32 protein-coding genes are annotated in these 23016 nt (G+C 69.7%); 18 read left to right on the top strand and 14 right to left on the bottom strand.

All coding sequences use genetic code 11. The annotated features are described in order from the left end of the window. The first annotated feature begins 15 nt into the window (after positions 1-15). The 13 genes from ACFZBB_RS26095 (at position 16) to ACFZBB_RS26035 (ending at position 11654) form a co-directional block, all read left to right on the top strand. The gene (locus ACFZBB_RS26095) at positions 16-276 is read left to right on the top strand and encodes a hypothetical protein (protein WP_391126918.1); all 261 of its coding nucleotides are present in this window, start codon (positions 16-18) and stop codon (positions 274-276) included. Further along, positions 273-2906 carry a hypothetical protein gene (locus ACFZBB_RS26090; RefSeq protein WP_391126915.1) on the top strand — a complete coding sequence of 878 codons (2634 nt, stop codon included), beginning with the start codon at positions 273-275 and terminating at the stop codon, positions 2904-2906. Before ACFZBB_RS26095 ends, ACFZBB_RS26090 begins: the two co-directional genes overlap by 4 nt. A gap of 268 nt (positions 2907-3174) precedes the next feature. Further along, on the top strand, positions 3175-3354 hold the full coding sequence (locus tag ACFZBB_RS26085; protein ID WP_391126912.1) for a hypothetical protein: 180 nt from the start codon (positions 3175-3177) through the stop codon (positions 3352-3354). 95 nt (positions 3355-3449) lie between these two features. Further along, on the top strand, positions 3450-3674 hold the full coding sequence (locus ACFZBB_RS26080) for a hypothetical protein (RefSeq protein WP_391126909.1): 225 nt from the start codon (positions 3450-3452) through the stop codon (positions 3672-3674). Positions 3675-3751: 77 nt separating this feature from the next. Continuing rightward, positions 3752-4000: a hypothetical protein gene (locus ACFZBB_RS26075; protein ID WP_391126906.1), complete on the top strand. Its 249-nt coding sequence runs from the start codon at positions 3752-3754 to the stop codon at positions 3998-4000. Next, complete coding sequence (locus ACFZBB_RS26070; protein ID WP_391126903.1) at positions 3987-4364, top strand: hypothetical protein; 378 nt, start codon at positions 3987-3989, stop codon at positions 4362-4364. Before ACFZBB_RS26075 ends, ACFZBB_RS26070 begins: the two co-directional genes overlap by 14 nt. A 44-nt stretch (positions 4365-4408) precedes the next feature. Continuing rightward, on the top strand, positions 4409-4894 hold the full coding sequence (locus tag ACFZBB_RS26065) for a helix-turn-helix domain-containing protein (RefSeq protein ID WP_391126900.1): 486 nt from the start codon (positions 4409-4411) through the stop codon (positions 4892-4894). Next, the gene (locus ACFZBB_RS26060) at positions 4839-5414 is read left to right on the top strand and encodes a hypothetical protein (RefSeq protein WP_391126897.1); all 576 of its coding nucleotides are present in this window, start codon (positions 4839-4841) and stop codon (positions 5412-5414) included. The genes ACFZBB_RS26065 and ACFZBB_RS26060 overlap by 56 nt, the downstream gene beginning before the upstream one ends. Positions 5415-5591: 177 nt before the next feature. After that, positions 5592-5918: a hypothetical protein gene (locus ACFZBB_RS26055; protein WP_391126894.1), complete on the top strand. Its 327-nt coding sequence runs from the start codon at positions 5592-5594 to the stop codon at positions 5916-5918. Beyond that, positions 5918-9583: a phage tail tape measure protein gene (locus ACFZBB_RS26050; protein WP_391126891.1), complete on the top strand. Its 3666-nt coding sequence runs from the start codon at positions 5918-5920 to the stop codon at positions 9581-9583. The genes ACFZBB_RS26055 and ACFZBB_RS26050 overlap by 1 nt, the downstream gene beginning before the upstream one ends. Positions 9584-9604: 21 nt before the next feature. Then, complete coding sequence (locus ACFZBB_RS26045) at positions 9605-10252, top strand: hypothetical protein (RefSeq protein ID WP_391126888.1); 648 nt, start codon at positions 9605-9607, stop codon at positions 10250-10252. Further along, positions 10249-10581 carry a helix-turn-helix domain-containing protein gene (locus ACFZBB_RS26040; RefSeq protein WP_391126885.1) on the top strand — a complete coding sequence of 111 codons (333 nt, stop codon included), beginning with the start codon at positions 10249-10251 and terminating at the stop codon, positions 10579-10581. Before ACFZBB_RS26045 ends, ACFZBB_RS26040 begins: the two co-directional genes overlap by 4 nt. A 14-nt stretch (positions 10582-10595) precedes the next feature. After that, on the top strand, positions 10596-11654 hold the full coding sequence (locus ACFZBB_RS26035) for a tyrosine-type recombinase/integrase (RefSeq protein WP_391126882.1): 1059 nt from the start codon (positions 10596-10598) through the stop codon (positions 11652-11654). A gap of 6 nt (positions 11655-11660) precedes the next feature. Here ACFZBB_RS26035 and ACFZBB_RS26030 read toward each other — a convergent pair whose 3' ends face one another. After that, positions 11661-11969: a hypothetical protein gene (locus tag ACFZBB_RS26030; protein ID WP_391126879.1), complete on the bottom strand. Its 309-nt coding sequence runs from the start codon at positions 11967-11969 to the stop codon at positions 11661-11663. Positions 11970-12243: 274 nt separating this feature from the next. Between ACFZBB_RS26030 and ACFZBB_RS26025 the strand changes: the two genes are divergently transcribed. Continuing rightward, entirely contained in the window at positions 12244-12477 is a 234-nt protein-coding gene (locus ACFZBB_RS26025; protein WP_391126876.1) for a hypothetical protein, read from the top strand. Positions 12478-12741: 264 nt separating this feature from the next. Here ACFZBB_RS26025 and ACFZBB_RS26020 read toward each other — a convergent pair whose 3' ends face one another. Next, complete coding sequence (locus ACFZBB_RS26020) at positions 12742-12921, bottom strand: hypothetical protein (protein ID WP_391126873.1); 180 nt, start codon at positions 12919-12921, stop codon at positions 12742-12744. Between the two features lie 977 nt (positions 12922-13898). On the opposite strand from ACFZBB_RS26020, the gene ACFZBB_RS26015 reads away from it, so the two are divergent. The 4 genes from ACFZBB_RS26015 (at position 13899) to ACFZBB_RS26000 (ending at position 15798) form a co-directional block, all read left to right on the top strand. Further along, positions 13899-14138, top strand: coding sequence for a hypothetical protein (locus ACFZBB_RS26015; RefSeq protein ID WP_391126870.1), 240 nt, complete (start codon positions 13899-13901; stop codon positions 14136-14138). 7 nt (positions 14139-14145) lie between these two features. Next, the gene (locus tag ACFZBB_RS26010; RefSeq protein WP_391126867.1) at positions 14146-14631 is read left to right on the top strand and encodes a DUF6879 family protein; all 486 of its coding nucleotides are present in this window, start codon (positions 14146-14148) and stop codon (positions 14629-14631) included. 20 nt (positions 14632-14651) lie between these two features. Further along, complete coding sequence (locus tag ACFZBB_RS26005; RefSeq protein WP_391126864.1) at positions 14652-15500, top strand: Scr1 family TA system antitoxin-like transcriptional regulator; 849 nt, start codon at positions 14652-14654, stop codon at positions 15498-15500. 124 nt (positions 15501-15624) lie between these two features. Continuing rightward, positions 15625-15798 (top strand): hypothetical protein, encoded by a 174-nt coding sequence (locus ACFZBB_RS26000; RefSeq protein WP_391126861.1) that lies wholly within the window; start codon positions 15625-15627, stop codon positions 15796-15798. A 62-nt stretch (positions 15799-15860) separates the two neighbouring features. On the opposite strand, the gene ACFZBB_RS25995 is transcribed toward ACFZBB_RS26000, so the two are convergent. The 12 genes from ACFZBB_RS25995 to ACFZBB_RS25940 form a co-directional block, all read right to left on the bottom strand. Continuing rightward, positions 15861-16073: a DUF397 domain-containing protein gene (locus ACFZBB_RS25995; RefSeq protein WP_391126858.1), complete on the bottom strand. Its 213-nt coding sequence runs from the start codon at positions 16071-16073 to the stop codon at positions 15861-15863. Beyond that, positions 16070-16744, bottom strand: a complete 675-nt coding sequence (locus ACFZBB_RS25990) for a Scr1 family TA system antitoxin-like transcriptional regulator (protein ID WP_391126855.1) — start codon at positions 16742-16744, stop codon at positions 16070-16072. Before ACFZBB_RS25990 ends, ACFZBB_RS25995 begins: the two co-directional genes overlap by 4 nt. A 196-nt stretch (positions 16745-16940) precedes the next feature. Beyond that, positions 16941-19097 (bottom strand): ATP-binding protein, encoded by a 2157-nt coding sequence (locus ACFZBB_RS25985; protein WP_391126852.1) that lies wholly within the window; start codon positions 19095-19097, stop codon positions 16941-16943. An 81-nt stretch (positions 19098-19178) separates the two neighbouring features. Then, on the bottom strand, positions 19179-19373 hold the full coding sequence (locus ACFZBB_RS25980) for a hypothetical protein (RefSeq protein ID WP_391126849.1): 195 nt from the start codon (positions 19371-19373) through the stop codon (positions 19179-19181). Then, entirely contained in the window at positions 19370-19546 is a 177-nt protein-coding gene (locus ACFZBB_RS25975) for a hypothetical protein (RefSeq protein WP_391126847.1), read from the bottom strand. The genes ACFZBB_RS25980 and ACFZBB_RS25975 overlap by 4 nt, the downstream gene beginning before the upstream one ends. Continuing rightward, positions 19546-19893, bottom strand: coding sequence for a hypothetical protein (locus ACFZBB_RS25970; RefSeq protein ID WP_391126844.1), 348 nt, complete (start codon positions 19891-19893; stop codon positions 19546-19548). The genes ACFZBB_RS25975 and ACFZBB_RS25970 overlap by 1 nt, the downstream gene beginning before the upstream one ends. Positions 19894-19933: 40 nt before the next feature. After that, entirely contained in the window at positions 19934-20071 is a 138-nt protein-coding gene (locus ACFZBB_RS25965; RefSeq protein WP_391126841.1) for a hypothetical protein, read from the bottom strand. Positions 20072-20178: 107 nt separating this feature from the next. Beyond that, positions 20179-20571 carry a DUF6251 family protein gene (locus tag ACFZBB_RS25960; protein WP_391126838.1) on the bottom strand — a complete coding sequence of 131 codons (393 nt, stop codon included), beginning with the start codon at positions 20569-20571 and terminating at the stop codon, positions 20179-20181. Then, the gene (locus ACFZBB_RS25955) at positions 20568-21872 is read right to left on the bottom strand and encodes a hypothetical protein (protein WP_391126835.1); all 1305 of its coding nucleotides are present in this window, start codon (positions 21870-21872) and stop codon (positions 20568-20570) included. The genes ACFZBB_RS25960 and ACFZBB_RS25955 overlap by 4 nt, the downstream gene beginning before the upstream one ends. Next, positions 21869-22057, bottom strand: a complete 189-nt coding sequence (locus ACFZBB_RS25950; protein WP_391126833.1) for a hypothetical protein — start codon at positions 22055-22057, stop codon at positions 21869-21871. The genes ACFZBB_RS25955 and ACFZBB_RS25950 overlap by 4 nt, the downstream gene beginning before the upstream one ends. Beyond that, complete coding sequence (locus tag ACFZBB_RS25945) at positions 22054-22440, bottom strand: DUF6907 domain-containing protein (protein WP_391126830.1); 387 nt, start codon at positions 22438-22440, stop codon at positions 22054-22056. Before ACFZBB_RS25945 ends, ACFZBB_RS25950 begins: the two co-directional genes overlap by 4 nt. After that, positions 22437-22904 (bottom strand): hypothetical protein, encoded by a 468-nt coding sequence (locus ACFZBB_RS25940; RefSeq protein WP_391126828.1) that lies wholly within the window; start codon positions 22902-22904, stop codon positions 22437-22439. The genes ACFZBB_RS25945 and ACFZBB_RS25940 overlap by 4 nt, the downstream gene beginning before the upstream one ends. Positions 22905-23016: the final 112 nt, after the last annotated feature.

Genomic DNA, 23016 nt, shown 5'->3' with positions numbered 1-23016 from the left:
CGACTGGACAGCACCGTGAACGACACCGACTTCGACGCGGCGATCAGCCGCCTTCACCAGCTCGACGACGAACACCTTGAGAGGTTCTCGCAGCAACTCGACGAAGCCATCAAGGGACGCGGACGCGGGCCCCTGGACGACGACATGGACACCGTCGTCTGCGTCGCTGGAGCCGCACGAATCCTGCTCCGCAACCGCCGCGCAGCACACGCCTGCGCGCGCGCCAACGCCATCATCCACAACCTGCTCAGCGCAACGACGGAGACCACCGAGTGACTGCCCCCGCGCAGCAGCGCCTCATGGCCGACCCGGCGACCATGCGCACGTGGCTCAGCCACCTGTATGCAGGACGGCCCGGCTACATCAGCGTGTGCTCCGACGCGGACGGATGGGCAGGGCGGCGGTTCCCAACCGATGAGGCGGGCATTAAAGCCGCCATCCACTACGCCATCAGGCTCGACAGGAAGCGCCCGAAGGGCATCTATGCGCAGGTCACCACCATGCGCGAAGACCCGGCACAAGGTCGCGGCGGTGAAGACCTCGCACATGCCCTCACCCACCTGTGGGCCGACGGCGATTACGGAACCATCGGACACAAGCCCGGCCTCGATGACCTGCCGACGCCACCCGACCCCGAGAGCGTCGCCAAGGTTGTCGCAGGAAGCCAACTGCCCGAGCCCAGCGGCTGGGTCGAATCGGGCGGCGGCTACAACCCTGTGTGGATGCTCGCCGAGCCGCACATTATTAGCTCCGATGAAGACCGCGCACGGGTCAAAGAGATCACCACGGCCTGGCAAGCGGTTATCGCCGCCGAGGCGTACCGGTCCGGCTGGTCCTGGGACGCCGAGGTCGGCAACCTTGACCGGCTGATGAAGCTCCCGGGCAGTGTCAACCGCAAGGAGAACCTGGAACGCCCCACCGCAATCGGCCCCGGCAGCGGCGTGCTCTATGACTTCGCTGACCTCGGTGTCCTCGCACGGCAACTCGCCCCGGCGGCCCGTGAAACCCTTGCTCAGGCTGCCTGGGAGCGGCAGGAGCGCCAGCGGATACGTCTCGGGCGCGCCTCCCTCCCGCCGCGTACTCCCCAGCCCCAAGCGCCCCGGCGGAGCGGGACCGACGGACCGCTCGATGTGCTCTCCGACCTCCTTGAGTTCCGTGATGTCCTCGAACCAGCCGGGTTCACCTACGAGGGCCAGCATGGCGACGGCCGTCAGAAGTGGCTGCGCCCCACTGCGGGGGGCGACCGGGCGAGCAGCGACTACAGCTTGCTTTGCGACGACCACGTGGCAATCAACTGGTCGGAGCGGTCGGATCTGCCCGTGGGCGCACAGCCTTCCGGCAGCAAGCTGACGATCGCCACGCTGTACGCGCACCTCAACTACAGCGGTGACATCAGCGAGGCAGCGAAGGACATCATGCGCGCCGCCGCAGGGCGGCCCACCAGCGGCCTGGCCGCGCGCCTTCCCCAGAACGTCCTCGACGCAGTCCGGCAGCGATGCATGCCCGAGTACGAGGCGACGCGCTTGGCACCTTCGGACGGCGAAGGTATCGACTGGGGTGACCTCAACGGACCGCCGGAGGGCGACGGTCCAGACGCGGAGAAGCCCGCCCGGCGACGCGGTCTGCTGCCCGAGACGTTCTGGAACGAGCGGAAGGTGCTGGGCGACATCCGGCGGGGGGCCCACTCCCGCGGATGCTCTGCTGACGCAGTGCTGCTCGGAGTCTTCGCCCGCGCATCCGGCATGGTCTCGCACCACATCCGCGGCGTCACCGGCATCGGCGGGCGGGCCTCCCTCAACGTCTTCGTCGCGTCGGTCGGCAACTCCGGCGGCGGAAAGTCCATCGCCAATGAATGCACCCGCGATCTCCTGCCAGCGCCGGACGACTTCCGCGACGGCCTTCCTGTTGGAACCGGCGAGGGAATCGCCGAGACCTTCATGGGTACCGTCGACGAGCCCACCGGAGAGGTCCACCAACACGGCCGCTACAAGGGCGACCCCGTCACCGTGAAGAAGCGCCAGCAGGTCCGGCACAATGCCTTCTTCTACGTCGATGAGGGGCAGACGCTCGCCAAGCTTGGCGAGCGGACAGGAGCCACCCTCGCCGAGACCCTGCGGCGGGCCGCCATCGGAGAAACGCTCGGCCAGACCAACGCCTCCGAAGAACGCACCCGGTACATCCCCGCCGGGTCATACAGCCTCGGCCTCCTCGCGGGCTTCCAGCCCAGCATTGCGGCGCCCCTGCTCGCCGACGCCCACACCGGCACCCCTCAGCGATTCCTGTGGGGGTGGGCCGAAGATCCCTCGATCCCAGACGAACCGCCGGCATGGCCAGGCGCCCTGGACGTCAGTGTCTGGCACCGCCGCCCGAACGACCCGATCGACGTCACCTTCCCCGACCGCATCCGCAAAATGCTGTGGCGCGACCGAGTAGCCCGAGGCCGCGGAGAGGTGGAGGTCTCCGAGCTCGACGGCCACGCCGGACTGATCAAGTGCAAGGTCGCCGCCTTGTTCGCGCTCCTGGACGGCCGGTACGCCGTCACTGAGGACGACTGGGCTCTCGCCGAGACCGTCTGGCAGGCGTCCTGCGAAGTCCGCGACGCACTCGTACTCCGCGCCCAGCGCGAGGCCGAAGCGGAGCGGCAGCGCGTTGAGGACGCCAAGGTGCAGCAGGAACTCCGGTCACACCTCGCCAAGTCCGACGCCGACCGCTCTCTTGAGCGAGTGGCGGGGCTCGTAAAGAAGCACGCATCCCAGGTTGGCGGGATCACATTCGGCTATCTCAAGCGCGCCCTGGCGAGCCGCGACCGGCCGCTTCTGGAGAAGGCCGTCGACCTCGCGGAGTCCCGCGACTGGGTCGTGATCGAGGGCGACAAGGTCTCGGTCAAGACGGATGCGGGGGTGTGAGGACGGTGTGGACAGCCCCTGCGATGTGGACATGTGGACAGCTGTCCACAACCCCCTGTCCGGTAAGCAAACGCGCTCTCAATATCTATACACACATATACAAAATGGACATCGAGAGCTTTCACGCAATGCGCGAGGGGGGTGTGTGGACACGCGTCCACATGTCCACGTCCACATGTCCACATGACCGCGTCCACGGTCACCGCGGCCGGTCGGGCCGTCCCCGCCCGAACGCTTGCCGTCCGAACACCCCCGAACCGAGGACCACATGAACGTCGAGGACGTGATCGCCGAGCGCATCGCGGCGGCCCGCAGGAAGGCCGAACGCGAACGCGCCGAACGGCTCGCCCGCCGCAAAGCCCGAGCCCGCGGCCTCGCCCAACGCCACGCCGCGAAGCTCCGGCATCTCGCGCAGAGCAAGCCGCCGGATGACCCAGCCGCCGCCTGAAAGAGACGCGCCGCACGACCCCGCCGCGTTCGCCCGCCAGCCGCCCGAACGCCTACCGCCCGAACGCAACACCAGAACACGAACCGGAGCCACCCATGAACCGCACCATCCCCGCCCCCCAGTACACGTCCATAGCCCACGACGTGCCGACCGTGCCCGCCACCGATTTGGCCACCTCCGGCACCCGGCAGCTCGTTGTCCAGTGCCCCCGCTGCGGCGAGTTGCACCGCCACCTCGGCCTCGGCCTCCGACGTTCCCCCTGCGGCCAGCACTACGTCATCAGCACCCCGCACACCGCCCCGACGCTCACCGCCGCCTGATCGGAACGACATGAACCAGAACCATTACGCACGGCAGGTATGCCCCCTTGCCGCCGATGACCCTGCGGGTGCCTGACATGGCCGACGAGTACATCACCACCCGCGGGTTGCAGGGTGCGACTGCCGTGGTCACCGCGCGGGTTGCGGGCCTCGACGTCCCGCAGGAACAGCTTCTCGGGGAAACGCCCGCCAGCGAGGCCCTGTTCGCGCTCACCGTCCTTGTGGCGTCGGTCCTGAACGTCACCGCCCCATCGGGTCTGACGACCGCCCTGCGGACCGCTGGCAGCCTCGCCAGCCGGTTGGAGGTGCACGATGACGGAGTCTGAGCCCCGCCCGCACCCGAAGGTGACGACGTTCGTGGGCAGCAAGCCGGGCCGCTACCGGCGTAAGGCCGCTGTCCAGGACGTCACCGGTGTCGGCGCCGGACACATGGTCCGGCTCGGTGTCGGCGACGGTGTGACCACCGCGGACCTTCCGGCGCTCGTCGCCTACGCGCACCGGGTCCGTGACGCCGCGCAGGTCCAGATCATCGGCCGCACCCCGAAGGCCGTGGAACAGGCCAGGAAGCTGCTCCTGGCGGCCTGGCAGCTCGACGCCGGGCCCGTGGCCGCCGCAGGGTCTTCCACGGCCTCCTGGGCGGCTCTGATGCTCGCGCACGTCGACACCCCGGACACCGGGAGCGGGCGTTGACCAGTCCGCAGGTTCGCCCGGAGCACGACGGCAGGACGGCCCCGGTGCAGATCCACGACGGGATCGTTGTGCCCGGCGAACTGTGCGCCGACCTGGTCGGGCTGATGGACCTGCTCACCGCGTTCATCAGCGGGGCCCCGCCGCCCGCTTCGGTCCGGCAGGCCCGCATGCCCCCTTGGGTGCGGGCGCTGCGGATAACGGCCAGGGACGCGGCCGACGACTACATGCGGCGCCAGTCCCGGACGGTGGCTTTCGCACGCGATAGCCGCCCGGCGCCCGCAGTTCTTGCTTCTGCGATAGCGCGCACACCCTCCCCGGAAGAGATCACGACCGAACAGGCCGCGACGCTCACCGGATTGACCGAGGGCCGCATACGGCAGCTAGCCGCCGCCGGACTGATCGAGGGCCGCAAGGGCCCGCGTAACACCTGGCTCCTCAACCGGTCGAGCGTTCGCGCTTACCAGAGGAGCCCCCGTGACCGTCATGACAGCCCCGGGCATCACGGAGCAGTTGGCGCAGGCGCAGCTTGACTCCGGCCGGCTGCGCACCGAACTCGGCCAGGCACTGGGCGAACTCGCCCAGGCCGTCGAGGCGAAGGACTACGAGCGCGCCGCTGGTCTGAAGGCCCGCGCCGACGAGCTGCGGCCTTCCGCGCTGCTCGCCGAGCACCAGGTAACGGCCCTTCAGCAGACCGTCCAGGCGCTGCGTGAGCACGAGGCCCGCGAGAACGCCGAGGCCATCGAGAAGGAGCGCCGGGAGCGCGGCGAGGCCGCCTGGGCGGCGGCGACAGCCGCCGAGAATGAGGCAGTCGGGGAGTCGCGCCGGCTGTTCGACGAGGCGCAGGCGGCGCTGAGCGCGGTGAAGAAGTCGCTGAGCGCGGCTCTCGCCGCGGAGTCCGTTGCCGGTCAGCACCGGCAGGCCGCCGAACAGGCCATGGTAGATGCCGGTGTCCGTGAGCCTTCGCGCTTCCCGGTGACGTCCCCGAACTACGTGAGGTCGCGCGTCGAGGAGTCTCAGATGCTCGGCGAACTCCTGCGGACTGTGCAGTGACCGCAGGGGCCGCGCCCGTTCAGGGCGTCAACGTCACCTACGGGCCGCGGGCTGGCCGCAGTGGGATCGAAGGTCAGGGAGCTGGGCTCATCCTTTCTCCCCGGCAGGGATCTGGCCTGCGCCACGACGCTGCGCGGCCCCGCACCGCCGTCCGCGAGCGGCAGGCGGTGAACAGCCGTGGCTGACCTGGCCCATGACCGTTCCGCAGTCGTGGAGACCCGCCACCGGGTACCTGAGAGCGCGCTCCGTGCGGCCATCGACGAGGCGGTTCGCTGTGCGCTGCCAGAGGCTTTGGCGCGGGCGTTCACCGAGACCGACTCTGGCACGGAACCGGCCGCAGAGAGGCCGCTGCACGAACTGTCAAACGACGAGTTCCACGCGTCCTCAATGGCGGCCTGGACCGAACAGGGCCGCCGGCTTGCCTCCCCGACGTGGTCCCCGCGCCGCCCGATGACCGTCAGTGAGCTGATCGCCGGACGGTACGAGGACGACGGCACCGCCTGATGGCCACGGCAGTCAGCGACCTCTTCATCACCCTCCGCGCGGAGACCGCCCCTTTCACGCGCGGCATGCGGACCGCGGCGGAGGAAGGCGAGTCGTTCACGTCCCGCATGGGCGGCATGCGTGCGGCCATGGTCAAGCTCGGCGCGGCCACGACCCTGGTGGGCGTCGGCTTCGTGGCCTACGGCGTGAAGGCGGCGGGTGACTTCCAGCAGTCCATGAACCTGCTGGTAACGGCGTGCGGGGAGTCTGCGGGGAACCTCAAGAAGGTCTCCGACGGCGTCATGAGCCTGGCCCGTTCCACGGGTACCAGCACCGAACAGCTCGCCGACGGCATGTACCAGGTCGAGAAAGCGGGCTACCGGGGCGCCGACGGCCTCAAAGTCCTCCGCGCCGCAGCGCAGGGCGCGCGCGAAGAAGGCGCTGATCTGAAGACGGTCACCAGCGCGATGACCAGCGTCATGGCCTCGTACCACCTCAAGGCCGCAGACTCCGTCCGCGTCATGAACGCGATCAAAACCGCTGCTGGTGAGGGCAAAGTCACCATGCAGGAGTTCTCCAGCTCTCTGTCGACGGTGCTGCCCATCGCATCCGCGAACAAGATCTCGTTCGGTGAAGTCGCCGGCGCCATCGCCACGCTTTCGCAGCACGGCACCTCCGCCCGTGAGGCCACTCAGGAACTCGCGTCGACCATCAAGAACCTCGCCTCGGCGCAGGGGCCCGCGATCACCGAGATGCAGCGCCTGGGGCTGTCCTCGGTCGACGTGTCCACGCACCTCGGGCAGCGCGGCCTCACCGGCACCCTGGACATGCTGAGCCGGGCAGTGCTGTCGAAGATGGGGCCGTCCGGAACACTGCTGCTGTCGACGTTCAACAAGACGAAGCAGGCCGCCGCCGACGCGGACGCCATGGTCAAGTCCATGCCCGCGTCGCTCCAGAAGCTGGCCACGGGGTACGCCAAGGGCACCATCAGCCTCGGGGACTGGCGGCAGACCCTCAAGACGCTGCCCCCGGCGCAGGCGAACCTGCTGTCGCAGTACGCGACGTTGCAGAACAAGACGAACGGGTTCTCCGCCGAACTGAAGAAGGGCGGCCCGTCGGCCCAGACCTACACCGAGGCCATCAAACGGCTTACCGGCGGCGCCATCGGCCTCAACACCACCCTCCAGCTCACCGGGGAGAACACCGAGGGCTTCAAGGACCGCGTCGCCAAGGTCTCCGCCTCGATGAACAACGCCTCCAAGGACGTTGAGGGCTGGAAGATCACCCAGGCCAGCTTCAACGTCCAGATGGGCCGCCTCAAAGAGGCCATCACGACGGCTGCCATCACGATCGGCCTCAAGCTCATCCCGGTCATCTTGAAGGCCGTCAACTTCTTCGAGCAGCACCGGAAGGCCGCCCTCGCGCTGGCCGCTGTCATCGGCACCGTGCTGGTCGCGGCCGTCACCAGTTTCGCAGCCGGGGCGGTGGTGGGGGCCGTCAAGGGACTCATCGACATAGGCAAGGGCCTCAAGGCGGCAACGCTGGCCGTCAGGGCCTTCGCAACGTCGGAGAAGGTCGCCGCGGTCGCCTCGCGCCTCTGGGCCGCAGCCCAGTGGGCACTGAACGCCGCACAGGACGCCAACCCGATGGTGCTCCTGGTCATCGCCATTGCGGCCCTCGTTGCGGGCTTGGTCTATGCGTACTTCCACTGCGAGAAGTTCCGGCAGATCGTGCAGGCCGCATTCGAGGGCATCAAGGTCGCCGCAGTCGCGGTGTGGCACGCCGTTCAAGCCGCATGGAACGGCCTCGTCGTCGGTGTGACCTGGCTGTGGCACGCGATGGTGTCCGCCTGGAACGCCGTCGCCAGCGTGACGTCCACCGTCTGGAACGGCATCTCCGGGTTCTTCCGCAAGTGGTGGCCGCTACTGCTGGTGATCTTCCTGCCTGCGATCGCGATCCTTGTCGCGGTCTGGAACCGCTGCCACACCCAGATCCTCGGGGCTGTCACGACGGTCTGGAACGCGATCCGCGGCTTCCTGTCAGCCATCTGGGGCGGCATCAAGACGGCCGCGGGCATTCTCTGGGGTGCCATTGAGTCTTCGGTGATCCGGCCGATGATGTCGGTGTGGCACGGCTTGCAGTCGCTGTGGCGCACCGTGTCCGGCTGGCTGTCCGCCGCCTGGAAGGGCATCCGGGGCGTGGCCTCGTCGGTGTGGGCGAGTATCCGCGACGCCATGACGGGGCCTATTTCGTCGGCATGGCGCACCATCACCACCACCGTCGGGAAGATCAAGACCGCGATCAAGTCGGGCCTCGACAAGGCATACGACGCCGTCGCCCACATCGGCGACAAGTTCCTCGGCATCGGCACAGCGATCGTGAAGGGCATCGTCCAGGGAGTCAAGGACAAGGCGCGCGACCTTGCGGGCGCGGCGAAGGACGTCGCGAAGGGCGCCCTCGATTCGGCGAAGTCCTTCCTGCACGTCAACTCCCCGTCGAAGGTGTTCGCCGACCAGGTCGGCTCTCCGATGTCGGAGGGCATCGCCGTCGGCATCGGCAACAGCGCACACCTGGCACACCGGGCCATCACCGACGTTGCCAAGGGCACCGTCACGGCGTTCGCCTCCGAACTGGAGATCAACAGCCCGAGCCGGAAGTTCAAGGCGCTGGGCGCGTGGGCGATGCACGGCCTCGTTGACGGTCTGACCGGCAGCACCGCAAGCGTGAAGGCGGCCACGTCGCGGCTGGCCCGTGACCTGTACGTCGATTTCGGCACCCACCACAAGGGCTTGCAGAAGGCTGTGGCCAGGGACAATGCGCAGCTCATGTCGCTGGCCAAGCACCGGGACTCGGTGGCCGCGAAGTTGAAGGCGGCCCAGAAGAAGCTCTCCGATCTCCAGAAGGCCTGGGCGTCAGAGAAGGCGTCGGTGGCCAGCAGCGTCATGCAGTCCGCGAGCATCGTCACCACCAGCCCTGATGAGGGCCGCGCCGTCAACTCCTTCGACGTGGTGGCGCAGATGCGGGACAAGGTCCAGCAGGCTGTGCAGTTCGCAGCGAATCTGGCGCAGCTCCGCAAGAAGGGGCTGGGCTCGGACCTGATCGAGCAGCTCGCCAACTCGGGTGTGGACCAGGGCGGTGCGACTGCGCAGGCCCTCGCCGCGGCCTCGTCGGGCCAGATCCAGGAGATGAACAAGCTCCAGGCCGGTCTGAAGACGGCGGCGAACTCGACGGGTACTGCTGTTGCGGACTCGATGTACTCCGCCGGGATCAAGTCGGCGCAGGGCTTGGTGAAGGGCCTTCAGTCGCAAGAGGCGGCGATCGAGCGGCAGATGAGGCGGATCGCTCTGGCCATGCAGAAGGCCATCAAGAAGGCCCTCGGTATCCACAGCCCGTCGAGGGTCTTCGCGGCCCTCGGGCAGTTCATCCCGCAGGGGCTGGCGCAGGGCATCCAGGACGGTGCTCACCACGCCACGGCGGCGGTGAGCGGGCTTGCGGGTGCGGCTGTCGGCGGCCTGGGAGGTGCGGCACTGGCCGGGGCGGGCGGCGCCACGGTCGTGAACAACTACCTGAATGTGCAGGTCGCAGGTTCGGTGATGAGCGATCAGAAGCTGGTCGACGTGGTCGAGCGCGGCTTCCTCAAGCTCGGTGCCCGCAATCCGCAGACGTACCAGCCGTACAAGCGCTGACCCGAAGGAAGGCAGGAAAACATGGCCCTGGCCACCGTCACCGGCACCGCGCTCGTGCCGGGCGTCTCGCGTAACCGACGCCTCTACACCGCCGACGTCATCGGGAAGGCGGTACAGCGTGCGCAGGCCCGCATCGACAGCGGCGCCGCACCCCTGACCACACTCACCCACCACGAAGCCGGGGACGACTCAACGCGCATCGTCGGCGCGATCCGCCGGATCTGGCAGGAGGCAGACGGCACCGCCAAGTACGAGGCGGACATCGCCGACACGAGCCACGGCCGGGACATCCTCGCCCTGGTCTCCGGGGAGAACCCGGTGCTGAAGGGCGTCAGCATCCGCGGCGCCTGGATCGGTCCGATCCAGCGGGTCATCTACAACGGGGAGACTGTCGAGACCGGCGCGCTGGAACTGGACGGCCTTGATTACACACGGAAGCCCGGTGTCCTCGGTGCTGCGGTTGAACGCGTCGACCTTGCGGACACGCTGGCGGCCGAGTCCCACAGCGGCCGTGCCCTGATCTACGAGTCGGCGCCTGACGGGTTCGTGCAGCCCGCTCAGGTGGTCGAGTTGTGGGAGATGGACACCGAGCAGTTCCGGAGCGTCGCCGCCGCCCGGTATGCCCAGCGGCACCGCGGGCGGTCACCGTTCTGGGGGTCCGGCCGGTGACCACGATCCGCACCCGCCGCACCCCGCCGGTGGCCCTTGGCCCGATGCTTGCGAACGCGCGGCTTCGGGCCAGGCTCCGGCTGCGCGAGGCGGCCCGGCTGATCGGCATCGGGCATCAGTACCTGCTGCGCTTGGAGACGGGCCAGCGGGTGCCGTCCCGTTCGGTGGCCGAAGCGGTCGCCGACGTGCTCCGACTGGACGACGACGAGCGGGCCCAACTGCTTGCTGCTGCGCTCGAAGATGCGGGCCGCGACAGTCCGAAGCGGAGTATTCCGGGCTCCCCGATCGGAAACCGCTCCGGTGCCCATGGGCACCACTCTGACTACTGATAATGTTCCTTCTCGTGAGTCAGAACTCAGAGGTAGCTGTATCTGCCAACGGCCTGCCGGTTCGCGTCGCCGACGCCCCGCTGATCCTGTCGGACGCCGCACGGGCCGCGCTCGCCGCCGGCACTGCGGACTCCACCCGGCGGGCGTACTCCACGGACTGGCATCACTTCACCAGTTGGTGCAGTGATGCCGGACTGGTCCCACTGCCCGCCACTCCCGAGACGGTCGTCGAGTACGTGACGCACTTGACGACGGAGCCCCGGCCAAAGACCGGCCGCCCGTACTCGCCGTCGAGCATCGAGCGGGCCGTCGCCGCAATCCGCACCGCGCACACGGCCGCCAACCGCATGCCGCCCTCGACCAAGGGGGCCCGCATCGTGCTCCGCGGCTACCGCGACCAGCTGGCCCGGGCCAAGGACCCGGCCGCCCGTGCCCGCAAGGCGGAGCCCGCCGTCCCCGCGGTCCTGCGGCAGATGCTCGCCACCCTCGACCGCGCCACCCTGATCGGGAAACGGGACGCGGCGCTGCTGCTGCTCGGCTACTCCACCGCGGCCCGCGTCTCCGAACTCGTAGCCCTGGACCTGGCCGACGTCATCGAGACCGAGCAGGGCATCGACGCCGCGGTGTACCGGCGGAAGATCAAGGCGTTCACCGACAGTGCCGTCCCCTACGGTTCGAACCCGGCGACGTGCCCCGTGCGGGCGGTACGGGCACTGCGGGAGGCCATGAAGGACGCGGGGCGCACCGAGGGCCCCCTGTTCGTCCGCGTTGACCGGCACAGCCGTGTAGCCCCGCCCATGTTCCGGCACGGGCAGCCGATCGGCGACGCCTCCGGGCGGCTCAGTCCACAGGCCGCCGCCCAGGTTGTGGAGAAGGTCGCCGACGCCGCGGGGCTTGAGGGCCAGTGGTCCGGGCACAGCCTGCGCCGCGGGTTCGCCACGGCCGCCAGGAAGGCCGGGCACGACATGGTGCGCATCGGGCGGCACGGCGGCTGGGCGGACGGCTCGAAGGCACTGATCGGCTACTTCGAGGACGGCGACCGCTGGGAAGACAACCCCGTGAGTGGACTGTAGGCGGCCTTATCCCCGCGCGCCCCAACTGGTGCCCGGCGCCTGCTGCTGCGGAAGCTCCGGCACCTTGGGGCGCCGGAAGATGAGGAACGCCGAGGCGTGGCCCTTGTTGTCGTGGGCGAACGTCGACTGGTCGAGGGCCCAACCTAGCCCTTCGATTGCCTCAATCTGCTCGGCTACGGCGACGAGCGGGCCGGACCAGTTCGGTTGCAGCGCACCCTGGTTGATGCGGCAGACGAACACGTGCTGGCCGGCGTCGATGGCCTTTTGGGCCTCGGTCTTCATCGTCTGAACTTTGACGTCCTTGATGAACCCCACGGGGTGCCCCCTCTGTTGATGTGAGCGCCTATTGCACCGGATCGGGCGGGTTCGCCTCAGGTGTGTTGCCGACTCGTGACCGACACCCGAGTTGTGAGGGGCGCGCTGCCCGCCGCAACCGTGGGGCTCTGCACCGCGGTTGAACTGCATACGTCAGCCTGACGGACGCAAAAGGCCCCCGCCGCGGCCATACCCCCTGCGGCGGCGTGCGCATGTATAAGAGTTCCCAGCCGCCCGGTTCGCCGGCGGACGCGACCTGGCGAGGGAGCCGGACATGACGAAGCGCGACATCGAGACCCTGAAGCAGAGATACCTGTCGGCGCTCCGAGCGTTCGCCGAAGCAGTCAAGCGCAGCCACGCCGCGCTCGGCGAGGTCAAGCCGCTGGGGGGTGGCCCGACGCCGGAAATCTCCGGCGAGTGGAAGGCGGCCAGACAGGCGGAAGTGGAGGCCCAGGCTGCTTACGTGGCCGCTCGGGATGCGTACTTCGCTGCGCTCGACGACCAGTAGGACGACGCCACGCAGGGGTACTCCCGGTCTGAGTACCCCTGCGGGTTGGTACGGAGACTGCGAGGGTCAGCCTCGCGCGATGCCGAGAAGGGGTGGGAGACAGCTCCCACCCTTGGTTCTGATGTATCCGAAGGGTCCGCACTGGTGCGGGCCCTTTTGCGCGGCGCCAAGAAGAACCCTGGCCAGAGGGATGGACCTTCTAACGGAGGTCCGTCTTCCCGAGTTGGACGAGCGGCGTCGCGAATTGCGGAGTCCGGACCGGGCCTAGTTCCGCCGGTGTTCGGCGGCGAGTTGGGCGGCGGCGTTCTCAGCCGCAGTCTGGGCGGCGTCCTGGATGCCCGCGGGAAGGCTGTCGTCGCGGGCCAGGTTCGTCAGGGCGCCGAGACCGGCGACCTGCTCGAACAGGGCGTCGTCGTCGGCATCATCGTCGGTGGGATCGGGCATGGCGCTCCTTCGTACGGGTCGGGTGTGTGGACGCCGAGCGCGTCAGCACGCTCGGGCAGGCCGCCGACGGCCCTTTGCCGTCCTGTCGGCGGTCGGTCAGTGGGATATCGGGTGCGGTGTCCGGCGCACTGGCGTCACGGGCCCGCAGCGCCGCCGGCCGCGATGGACGACGACGTCGGCGCCGCCACGCGCCCCTCCCTGGGGGACGAAGGTCTCTTCGGCGTCCTCGGCCTCGACGGGCTGCCCGCAGTGCGCGCACAGCGGCCGGACCGCGGGGGCCGTCATGACGCCCTGCCCGCGGGCCGTTCCGGTGCGGCGTTGCGGCGGCCTGTGTGCGGGCGCGGGATGATCCCGTGGTCGCGGACGCACTGGTGGCAGGCATACGAGGGCACGCCCGGACCGGAGCCTACTTCTGTGGCGGATACGACTTGCGCCTCGTGATCGGGCACGACGTGGCGGCCGGGGCCGCACCAGCGGGTCATGACAGGCACCGGGCCGGGTCGCAGTGGTGAACGATCGGGGTGTCCGGCGGGGTGGTGCCGCGGAGGTGCACGACCCGGACGGTCAGGGTCCGGGTCGTGCCGTCGGCTCCGGTGATGACCAGCGGGCGCTCGGTCGAGGTCCATCTGCGTGGGGCACGTTCGGGTTCCGTCCCGGGCGGGTCCACTGAGACGGGACCATCACCTGTGTCCAGCCAGTGCCCGCCGGTAGTCTGTGTCATGTCGACCCCTTCGCGGTCGTCCAAACCCCCGGGCCGTGTCAGCGGTCGCGGGGCTTTTGCTGCCCGCCTCGCATCGGCGACGCGGCGGGCGCCCTTCGACGCTAGAAAGCAGGCATTCGCTCGCGCCACTAACTTGCACCGACTAGCACCACGATCACCTGATGAGGTCGACGACCCCAAGGCCCACTTGACGCCGCCACGGGCCCGCCGGACCGTGATGCAAGTCCGTGAAAGCATCGACGCGTTGGAGGGCACCATGGCACTACGGTTCATCGGCATCGACCCCAACACCGACGAGCAGAACTGTCCGCGGGTCTGGGTCGACGAGGAAGCCGGAGAGTTCGTGTTCCAGGGCTGGAAGGCAGGCGACGACTTGGAGGAGCAGGTGCGGTCGACGGGCCCGCTTCCGGACCATGAAGGTGTCGTCCGTATTCCCGTGCGGATGGTCCACATTCTGAGGGAGGCATGCGATGCGGCCGAACGCCTTGACGTTTGATGGCCTGATGGCTGGCGCCAAACGGTCTGCGGTTCACCTGGAGATGCGCGACACGTACTACTCGAACCCGCGTTTTGAGGCGTGGCAGAACGGCGATCGCGTCAACTGGGCCGACCGGCCTTCGTGGTGGCGGCCGTTCCACGATCTGATCGCCGGCGCGGTCGCCCGAGGTGTGCTGGTCCGGCGGGCGCGGGTCGTGTCGGAGCCGGTCACGGAGTACATCAGGTGGGAGCACTACGTCACCCGCGCCAACGTTGAGGCGGGCGAGCAGGTGCGGTGGCTGCCGCGCAGGGAGACAGCGGACCTGCTGATGCCCGGCCGGGACTTCTGGATCTTCGACGGCCGGGTGATGCGGGTTCACGACTTCGCGGGGAACGGTGACTTCCTCGGTGAGGAGTTCACCGACGATGCTGACCTGATCGACCTGAACACCGCTGCGTTCGAGCGCGTGTGGGAGCGGGCCATCCCGCACGACCAGTACGCGATCAAGTAGGACGAGCGCGACCGACCCACATGCCTCCGACCTCTCCTTCTGCCAGCGTGCAAGCGGCCCGCGAACAACTCGCCGGGCGGCTCCGCGAACTCCGCCTCGACGCGGACCTCACCAAACGGCAAGTCGCGGCCCTGTGCGGGTGGAGTGAGGCGAAGAGCGGGCGGATCGAGAACGCACGCACGGCACCATCAGACAGCGACATCCGGCTGTGGTGCCGTGCGTGCCAGGCCGAGGACCAGGCGCTGGCGCTCGTCGCCGCGAACCGGCAGAACGACTCCATGTACGTCCAGTGGCGACGGCTCCAAAGGACCGGCCTCAAGCAGCTCCAGGGCGCGAACCTGCCACTCTTTGAACGCACGAAGAACTTCAAGGTGTACTGCTCCAACGTGGTACCCGGCTTCCTCCAGACACCCGGCTACGCCGCCGCGCTGCTGCGGGCCATCGCCACCTTCCGGGGACTCCCCGACGACGTGGCGGACGCCGTAGCGGCCCGTATGGACCGATCCCGGATCATCCGGGAGAACGGCCGGGCCTTCGCGATCCTCGTTGAGGAGACGGTGCTGCGCTACCGCCTCGGGGATGCTGGCGTGATGGCCGGTCAGCTTGGCTACCTGTTGTCGGCGATGGACCTGCCCGCCGTGTCGCTGGGCGTCATTCCGGCAACCGTCGAGCGCACGATATGGGCGGTTGAGTCCTTCACCGTCTTCGACGACGCCCGCGTCGACCACGAACCCCTGTCCGCCGCAGTGAAGATCACAGCCCCTGACGAAGTCAGCGTCTACCTCGCAGCCTTCACCCGCCTGCGCCAGCACGCCGTGTACGGGGCCGACGCGCGGGCCCTGGTCGTCAAGGCGATCGATGCGCTCTGAGACCGAGTGGGGAAAGCGGCGCACCAAGGATTCTTGGGGTCCCCGCTGTCGGACAGACCTCTCGTTACATCAGTGGGTGAGGGCGCCGCTTGCGGCGCTGATCCGACAGAGGAACGAGGGATACATGGGCAGGGACAACTACAGCGAGTGCGGGAAGTGCGGTGCGCTCGTGGGCAACTACGCCCGGCACGTCGACTGGCACGAGTCGCTGGAGAGGCTGATGCCGGATCTCCGAGCTGTACAGGAGCGCGTCTCGCAGGAGAGAGCGGTGCGCGAGAAGGGCATGTTCTCCAGGTAGGCCCCGACACGCATGAGCGCCCCGCCCGGCACGTGGCCGGGCGGGGCGCTCGATCGGGGCTGTCAGCCTGACAGTCCCGAAACCGCCTGGGGCAGGTCGGTGAGGAAGTCGGCCCACGCGTCGCGGGTGAATTCCAGGACAGGCCCGTGCGGGTCCTTGCTGTCCTTCACCGCCACGCCGTGGCCTGCGGGGCGGGCGACGGCAACGCAGTCGCCGGGGTTGCTGTGGGTGCTGGTGACGTACCTGGCGCCGCGATAGGTGCCCAAGCCGCTCATCTGATCAGAACCTCCGTAAGGAAAGCGCGAGTGCCATCGAGGTCGAGCGCAGCCCCAATGATCTCAGCGAACGCGCCGTGGAGCCGGGCGATGTCCTCGGTTCGGGTGGTGTACCAGCCGCCGACGGGGGTCTCCAGGTAGCCGACGCGCACGCCGTTGCCGCCCCCGTGCGCCGTCGGCTCCAGCGCATACACGCTCATCTGTCCGAGCCGTCCGGGGACGGCGCGGCCCTCCGGGACCACGTGCACGTGGACGTTCGGCAATACGGAGACGGCGAGCAACTGGCGGAGCTGGGCGCGGTGGGCGTCGGCGTGGACGAGAGGTTGGGTAAGGGCCCGCTCGCCGATGACGAACACGGCCTCGTTGACCGCGCCAGTGCTCCAGCGGGTGAGGAACTGGTCGGCGCGCGCGGCCCGTTGGTGGGCCCTGCGCTGCACCTCGGAGGGCGGTATCGCGGGGGCGGTTGTGCGTATCGCTCCGGCGGCGTAGCGGGTCGTCTGGACCGGCCCGGGGACGAGTGACGGGTTCCAGGCGCGGACAGTCACGGCGAACGCCTCGATGGCCGCGAGGTGTTCAGCGGTGACCTCTCCGACGTCGGGTTCGGCCGCACGGCCCTGGTGGCGCTGATCGGGGGCGCGCAGCATCCGCAGCGCCTCTTGTGGGGTGGACACGGGTTCCTTTCCGTTCTGACGGGGTGGCGTGCGGAGACAGGGGACGACGGCCTGTGGAAAGCGTCATTTTCGGGGGGTCAGGACCGGCGCATCAGGCGCCTCCCTGCCTCCCTTACTCGCGGTTCCCGCAGGTGAGGCCGGGGGATGCGGATCAGGGAGGCGGGCAGGGAGAACTCCCCGCCTCCCTGATGCCTCCCTACGCGTCGAGGGCGTTGAAGGCGTCCCTCATGCGTTCTGTGACGGCCTCCTGGACGCGGTCGCGGCCGACAGTGGAGACACCATTGGACTTGTACGGTTCGGCCGCGTAGGGCTCCAGTGCGGCCTTCAGATCTGCGAAGCCCCACGCCCCGTACACGGTCGGATTGAGCGCGTTGAGGCGGTGCAGCACTTCCTGGGACTGCACGCGGGGCTCGTCGGCGAGGACCGTGAAGATGTCGGTGAGGTGGTCGGCGGGCGCGGACTCGACGGCCGGGGCGGGCGTGTTGCCGCGCCGGGCCTTGATGCGGTCGGCGACCGTACCGGCTTCGTCGCCGTCGATGTAGTGGGTGCGGATGGTGATCGCGGGCTGTCCGGGGGCGAGTTTGACGCCGTCCCCGGCGACGACGACGGTTCCCTTGTCGAGGCCCTGGCGGAGCTTGTGCGGGGCGGCCCCAGCGTCGACCGGAGTCTCGCCGAGGGCCATCTTCGCCTGCGACTCGGTGCCCAGGACCAGGGCGGCCCTGATGTGGTTGCCTGCGCGGGACCGCACGGGAAGGTTCTGGTCGGTGGGGTCCTGCGTGCCTTCCCATGTGGTGACGTCGACCGCGCGCCCTTGGTCGTGGATCGCCTTGACAGCACGGAAGTACCGGCTGGTGGCCTTTGAGCCGCCGTAAGGGCGCTTGTCCGGTCCGATAGCACCCGAGCCGTAGGCGACCTGCGCTTCGTCCACGACGATGACCAGCGGCTCGAACACCGTGCCCGCAGGGGCGAGCAGGCGCCGGTTCATCTCCTCGACGCCCGCCTCGACCATCTCGGTCACGTCGATGACGTGGTCGTCGGTGGGGCCCTCGATCAGGACTTCGGCGATGCCGTCGAACATCCGCCAGTCGCCCATGCCCTTGAGGTCGCCGATCCAGAACCGCACCGCCGGGTCGTGGGCCAGCCACAGTGCCAGCGCCCGCAGGGACGCGGTCTTGCCCTGGTTCGACAGGCCCGTGATGAGCATGTGCCGCTGATACAGGCTGATCAGGGCGGCGTCCCCGCGCAGGTCAACACCCCAGGGGGCGCGGCCCTTGGCGTAGTCGGCGGACGTGTCGGGGTCGGTGACCAGCGGGGACGGGCCGATCGGTTCGTCCAGCGCACCGCTGTCCGCGATCCACGCCCGCACTGTGCGGGCGGCGGGCGCCACGGCCAGGTGCACCTCGTGCTCATGGCGGCCCATGTTCTCCGCCAGCTTCCGGCGCCGCTTCATAACCTCCTCGGTGCTGCTGCCCGAGGGCAGCGTCATGTCGACCTCGACACCGCACCCGGCGGTCTTGATCGGGGAGAGCATGCCAGCGCCGCTGTCCTCCATGGCCTGGATGGACTTCCGCAGCGACGAGATACCCAGGTCACGCAGGGCGGTGACGAGGATCGAGGGAGTGATGGGGTCGCCTTCGCCGCGCAGCTTCGCGGGCAGCGCCCACCGGGGCGCGGTCTGGCGTTGGCGGCCGGTGTTCCACAGGGCGACCAGCAGCAGTGCGGGCACGAGCCACACGGCCACGCTCCAGATCACTGCGGCGATGACCACAGCCCATCGGACTGCCTCGATGGTGGCCATGACCGGGACCAGGATCTGCGCCGGGTCTTTGTCCGCGACGGCCATGAGGACGCCGAGGCTGACGAGTCCGCCCCCAGCCAGGGCGCTCCCGACGAGGGTGGCTTTGGCGAGGCGCTGGGGGGCGGTGAGCAGGTCCATGCGCCGCTGGTGGCGGGCGGCACGGAACGCCCGGCCTCGGTCTTCCCACTCCTTGGCCTCGTCGCGGTTGCCTGCGGCCTCGGCGGTTCGGATCATCCGCTCGTAGCGGGCAGCGGACCGGCTGTCCCAGGCGCGCCGGGTCAGGGTGGTGGCGCCGCCGGTCACGTAGGCGCTGTGCCGGACGGCCAGGCGGCTGGCGTTGCGGGTGCGGTCGTGGGTGGCGACGATGCGGGCCTTTCGGGCAGCACGACGCCATACCCGCTGGTCGGCACCAGGGGCACCCGCAATCTGAGTGTCCTTACCGGCCTCGTCGGCCGGGGGCTTGGCGAGCTGTACGGCCTCGGTCCGGTGGTCGTCGAGCCGGTGGAGCGTGCCCACGTCCTCGACCTCCGTCATCAGGTCGGTCATCCTGGTCATCTCCTGTTTCGTGACGTGATTCATGGCAGGGGCCCGCGGCGGCCGGTTGTCTTGGCGGATGCACGGCCGCCGCGGGGTTGGTCAGTCCGTCGGCAGTGCCCGGCAGATCGCGGCGTGGTCGTTGGCCTCGGCGCGGATCAGGTGCTCGGGCTTGGGGAAGAGCGAGCGGTCACGGCACCCGAGGCACTTCCACTCCTGGTCGCCCTCGGCGGCCGTCGTGACCTTCACGACGGCGCCGCCGAGGGTCGCGAACTGCGAGAAGACGTAGCTGCTCATTTGGTGTTCTCCTTCTGCTCGCGGCGCTGGCGGGCCCGCTCGGCGATGCGGTCGATGGCCTTCTCCTGCCGGGTGGTGAGCGTGTCGTTGCGGATCGCGGCCATTCCGGCGATGCGCGCGACACGGACCAGGTCGAGGGGGCTGAGGCCGGCGAGTCGGTCGACGGCGGCCATCAGGCGGGCCGGACCTGGGCGGTGAGGCCCGCGCCCTCGATGGCGGCCGTGCGCCGGTCGCGGTCGGCGTCGCCGTAGGCCGTGACGGACGTGCCGCCCTGGCGGTGCAGCGCGGTGTCCATGGCGTCGGTGTAGGGGGTGCCGTCCGGGTGGGTGGCGCTGACGACGTAGGCGGGTTCGTCGGGCATGGCGTCCTCTCCGTTCGTGGTGGTGTGCTGGCAGATGTGGGGTGCGATCCAGGCGGTGACGGTGTCGAGGTCGATGAGGCCGCGCCGGTAGTAGTCGACGGCACCTCGCAGGTCCCACTCCCAGCGGGGCATGCCCGTCTCGGGGTTGGTCTGGCCCATGGCGGGTTCCTCTCGGGTCGGTGGTGCAGGCGGGTCCTGGTCAGTCGAGGAGTTCGTCTTCGGTGAGGCCGCCGGGGCACGGGTAGGCGGTCGCGCCCTGGTCGGTGACGATCACGGTGGTGGTGCCGTCGTCGGTCTTCTCGGTGGTGACGAAGCCGCCGGGGGCCTGCTCGGGCATTGCTGCTCCTTCGTGTGTCCAGTGGCGGGCGGATCGGCTGATCCGGCCCCACCGCACCCCCGCAGTCGCCTCCGGCTGGAGGCAACTGGCGGAGGACGGAAGGGCTGTCAGCGGCGGCGCTTCCCGCCGGGCTCGGGCTTGAGGGAGCCGACAACGGACACGACCGACCAGGCCAGTACGGCGATGACCAGGCCGCCCACCAGGAACGTGATGGCGACCATCTCCATCGAGGCGACCAGTAGCGGCCCGTAGTAGACGGCCGCGGTGGTGGCGCCCGCTCCGACACCCGCGCCGAGCGCCAGGCGCTGAAGGACACGGTCAGGCTGGGCGGCCTCGTGGATGTGGACGATCTGCGGCGGGGCCGCGTACTGCTCGTAGGGCTGGGGGACCTGCGTTGCCTGCCCGGCAACGGAGGTCTCCGGGCGCCGGGCGGGCAGCGGGCGGGGCTCGAAGCTCGGCACCGGGTTTGTGTAGTGGTGAGGCTTCGGGTTGAGGCTCATGCCATGGCCTTCTTCAGTTCCGACTGGATGCGGGCGGCGCGGTCCTGGCCGATGGAGTACCGGCCGCGCAGAGTGCGGATGGACGGGACGGTGCCGTGCAGCAGGTCGGCGAGGTAGTCGCGGCGGGCCAGTGGGGTCAGCGTGTCCTCGCCGGGCGGCGGTGGTGAGTCGTCGTCCGGCTCGTGCTGCACGTCGGGCCACAGGTCGTGGAACGCGGTGTCGCCGATGCGGTCGCGGAGCGCGTGCAGGGGGTCCTTGGGGTACTCGGCCTGCGCCCCCGCGGCGGACGACTGACGGCCCGGGGAGGCCGCGGGGCGGGCCCCTGCGGGTACGGCCTCGGGTACATCGGGTACGCCCGGCCCGATCGCCGGGTACGCCTCGTCGGGTACAGGCTCGGTAGCCTCGGGTACACGCTCGACCTCGATCTCGGCGGGCACCGGCTCGGCGTCAGTCGTGTCGATACCGACTCGGTTGGCCCAAGGTGCGGGGAGCGCCATCGAGGCCAGCTCCCCGGCGCCCCGGTATGCGGCGATGCGGTCCAGAAGTACGGCCCGCTGCCCGTCGAGTACACCCGCGTCCGTCCGGTCCACGGCCACTGCCAGGCGCCGCCGGGCACGGGCCACCGTGCGGCCCCGGGTACGGGCGGCGGCTTCGAGATCGGCAAGACGAGCAGCCCGCCGGGTAGCAATCCGGGTCCACCGGTCACGGGTGATCTGCGCCGCGTCCCGCCCCCGCTGGGCCAGGCCGAAGCGGGACAGCATCCGCTCCCGCAGCTCCCTGACCAGCACGGCGGGCAGCGACTGCGACGCCGCGCCCGGCTTGGCGTGCCGCAGCTCGATGCCCATGGCCAGATGCCAGAGCAGGGCGGCGAGGACGGGGCCGACGAACGCGCGGACGAACCCGCCGACGATGCCCGACTCGGAGAACGCCGGGATGACCTGCACCCCGGTGATGACCCAGACAAGGGCACCGGGTGTACCCGGGGCGCCGGAGGTACGCAGGTTCTGCCGGGCCATCAGCGCCATCGAGAACAGGCCCAGTTCTGCGGCGGCGAACATGATCGAGCGTTCCCCCGCGCTGCTCATGCCGAGGTGGTCGGCGGCGAAGTTCCAACTGGTGTCGCCGGAGTACGCGGTGCAGAGCAGTGCACCGAGGGCGGCCACGACGACCGCGGCCGGGGGGTGACCGGCGGACCGGCGGACGCGTGTTGCGGCGAAGGCGAGTACGGCGGCGAGTACGGCGAGTACAGGCACCGCGTGCAGCGGGGTACGCAGCCAGTCGGCGAGTACGGCGGTGTTCATCGGAGACTCCGGAAGAGACGGCGGACATGCCGGGGACGGGCCACGACAGCAGCGACCAGCAGCCAAACGGCGGGCTGCGCCGTGGCCCACAGGACGGCTGTACCGAGCGGGGCGGCGCCCTGCTGCGCCAGGTGCGGGAACGCCCCGCACAGGCCCAGCAGGACACCGGGAAACAGGTGCTTCACGACGGCTCACCACCACGAACGGCATCGAGACGGCGGGCGACGGGCACGATCAGCCGGGCCGCGCGGATGATCCGCCCGGCAATCTCGCCCAGTTCGCCGATGCCAGCGGGCCAGGAGTCACCGTCAGCGAACACGGCGATGACGTTCACACCCCTGGCATCGGGGTCTGTGACGAACGGGTTCTGGTTCAGGTAGAGCGACATCAGCGCCATCGGGCCGCGCGTGGTGTCCACCGTGATCGTGGCGGGCTCCCCGTCGTGGTGGATGTCGGCGCGGAACACCGGGCCGTGCCGGTGGCTGGCACCGGTGCACCAGGCGGGTTCGGGGATGGTGACGGGACCGTGGTCGCTGGTGGGCACCGTGACGGTGCGGGACGCGGTCACGCCTGCTCACCGCCGTCTGCGGCGTCCTGCCGCACCTCGTACTCGACGGGCCAGGCGTCGGTGTTGTCCCGGATCGTCTGCGTGAGGTAGCCGAGGGCGTCCGCGAGGTGGCGGTGGGGAAGGTCGAGGGCCACGGCGGCGGCGATGCGGATTGCGGTGGCCCGGTCCGCGATCAACTGCTCGCGCTGGCGGCGCCGTTCCATGACCCCGGTGAAGTCCGGGGCCGGGGCCGGGCGCGGCACGGTGAGGGCGTCACGGATCGCGGCGAGGAGGTCGAGGACGCTGCTGTCCAAGGCGGGCTCGCCCTTGCGGGTGCCCTTCCTGGCGGTGTCGTCGGCGGTGACCGCGTAGGGCACGGGGGCGTCGGGGTTCGCGGGGAGCACGATCGGCTCGTCGACGACGGGCTCACCCTGGTTCCAGGCGGAGCGGAGCGCGGACTCCAGCGGGTCGGGGCGCTCGGTCATCGGGTACCTCCCATGGCGCGGTCGAGCATGTGGTCGAAGTGGCGGGCGCCGTAACGGTCGTCGGTGGCGCGGGCGGCGATCAGAAGGTCAGCGATGCGACCCAACGGGGGCA

Source organism: Streptomyces sp. NPDC008139 (assembly GCF_042957025.1).
Taxonomy (GTDB): domain Bacteria; phylum Actinomycetota; class Actinomycetes; order Streptomycetales; family Streptomycetaceae; genus Actinacidiphila.
This window is presented reverse-complemented; position numbering and strand designations above follow the sequence as displayed.